The sequence below is a fragment of the Microcoleus sp. LAD1_D5 genome (assembly GCF_036702115.1).
Lineage (GTDB): Bacteria > Cyanobacteriota > Cyanobacteriia > Cyanobacteriales > Microcoleaceae > Microcoleus.
Window position 1 is genome coordinate 1 of the sequence record NZ_JAUBSA010000170.1, and the last position, 1,852, is coordinate 1,852.

At 41.2% G+C, this 1,852-nt stretch carries 5 protein-coding genes; 2 read left to right on the forward strand and 3 right to left on the reverse strand.

The window, feature by feature from the left end; genetic code table 11:
- Positions 1 to 69: 69 nt before the first annotated feature.
- Both QUA70_RS28335 and QUA70_RS28340 read right to left on the reverse strand, forming a co-directional pair.
- Entirely contained in the window at positions 70 to 321 is a 252-nt protein-coding gene (locus QUA70_RS28335; protein ID WP_333351083.1) for a Uma2 family endonuclease, read from the reverse strand.
- 105 nt (positions 322 to 426) lie between these two features.
- Positions 427 to 615: a hypothetical protein gene (locus QUA70_RS28340; protein ID WP_333351081.1), complete on the reverse strand. Its 189-nt coding sequence runs from the start codon at positions 613 to 615 to the stop codon at positions 427 to 429.
- 99 nt (positions 616 to 714) lie between these two features.
- On the opposite strand from QUA70_RS28340, the gene QUA70_RS28345 reads away from it, so the two are divergent.
- On the forward strand, positions 715 to 960 hold the full coding sequence (locus QUA70_RS28345; protein WP_333351079.1) for a type II toxin-antitoxin system ParD family antitoxin: 246 nt from the start codon (positions 715 to 717) through the stop codon (positions 958 to 960).
- Positions 957 to 1,202 (forward strand): putative toxin-antitoxin system toxin component, PIN family, encoded by a 246-nt coding sequence (locus QUA70_RS28350; protein ID WP_333351077.1) that lies wholly within the window; start codon positions 957 to 959, stop codon positions 1,200 to 1,202. Before QUA70_RS28345 ends, QUA70_RS28350 begins: the two co-directional genes overlap by 4 nt.
- Positions 1,203 to 1,208: 6 nt before the next feature.
- Here the strand turns inward: QUA70_RS28350 and QUA70_RS28355 are convergent, their stop codons facing one another.
- A complete protein-coding gene (locus tag QUA70_RS28355; RefSeq protein ID WP_333351075.1) occupies positions 1,209 to 1,733 on the reverse strand; it encodes an IS630 family transposase in 525 nt (174 codons plus the stop codon).
- Between the last annotated feature and the right edge of the window lie 119 nt (positions 1,734 to 1,852).

Below are 1,852 nucleotides of genomic sequence, written 5' to 3' on the forward strand. Positions count from 1 at the left end.
GCGGAATGAAGCGAAAGTTTCACGTTCCGTTCTGAAAGAGAGGTAGGGGTAGAAATGCCCCTATCGACTCTAACCATACCCGGATTCCTCGCGCATGGGTTTGATGACGCATTCTTTGGGGATGAAGTAAGGCAAATTGAGACGCTCAATCTCTATTCCGACTTTCAGTGCGGTAAAACCGGCAACTTTAGAATGTTTACCTGTTGCTTTTGGCATCTCAACAATTTCTCCATTGTGTAGTTCGTAGTGGTGTTCTGAATTTTCAGGATACCAGTCAATGAATTCATCGAATGTTACTAATTCAGGTATGATTTGAATCATAGTGAGTGCCTCAACTTTGGTTTTGATAAGCTGTACGGGGAATTAAGATTTTGGCAAAAACACAGTCTTTAGACCAAGTAGCGATCGCACTTTTTGATTGCGTCTCTACTGCTGCTGTTGGCGCGATCGCCAGCCCAGGATAGCTGCTAGGATCAGACTGGGGGTAAAGACGGCGATTAGGGCGTTGAGGTCGGTAGAGGGTATGGATAAGCTAGGCCCTGCGTACTTGATGGCCAGGGAAAGGGCGGCGGATAGGGTGAATACTTTGAGGATGGGGCTGATGTTGGTGTTCATGGAGGTGGTAGTTGGTTGTATAATTAGGCATTGAGATTAGTATGCCAAGTCTCTGCCGTTATTGCGATCGACATTACAGTTTTTAACAGGAAAGTGACGATGAATGTTGTTTTAAACCCAGAATTAGAACAGTTGATCCAATCTGAGTTAGATACGGGAAAATATGAAAATGTAGAAGCGGTGCTGAGAGAAGCGTTAAGGCTTTTATCTGAGCGAAATAGTCGCCGAATCATTGCTTGTAAAGTAAAGGATTTATTTGATAAAACGCAAGCTCTTCCAGAGGTTCAAGAAATTACAGAGGAGGAGATTGCAGCGGAGATTGAAGCTTACCGGAGAGGTGAATGAAGATTGTTGTTGATACTAATATTTTAGTGTCTGCGATTTTGAGGGGACGGATGCCCAAAAAAGCGATTCAGTCAATCATCGATCGCCCGGACTGGAAGTGGCTGGTATCACTAGAAATTATAGCGGAATGTAAGGATGTTTTGTTACGTCCCAAGTTTAAGCTAAGCCAGGAAGTAATAGAAGAGTGGTGGGAGATTTTTGATACGGTAACGCAGTTGATTGAAGTGGAGGTTGACGTATAGCCTTTCTCAGAAAGATGAGGTACAATAACAGCAGTGTGTAAACCAGTTAAAAATATTTGATGATGTAACTTGACTGAACGCCCACTCTATGGCTTTGGCTAATTCTTGATAATTAGTAGTCTTGATAGAACGGAGAATAATTTTAAGCTTTGACCAGAGATTCTCAATTGGTGAAAAATCTGGTGAATAAGGAGATAAGTATATTAATTTTGCCCCTTTTTTTTCGATCGCTTTTTTCACTTCTTCTCCCAAGTGAATGGGACAATTATCCATGACTACACAAGCACCTTTCCATAATTTTGGCACAAGTTTTCTGATAATAAAAGCTTCAAATGTAATTGCATCAGTTCCGCCTATTAGATTAACCGATGTCAAAATTTCCTTGACTGACATTGCTCCAATTATTGAGACATTTTTGCCACGTTTAGTTGGTTTTGCCCCCCGGGCTCTTTGACCTTTCAAAGCTCTAGCATATAACCTAACCATTGCTAAATTAACTCCAGATTCGTCAATGAATATTAAGTCTTTCAAACCTTACTCTTTTATTTTTTTCCAGAACTCACATCGCAGGAGTTGAACTCGGTCGGTGCCTTTGTCCGAGGGGAAGAGAGTTTTTTTTTGACAGTAATATCTAAGAGTTTTATCATTCT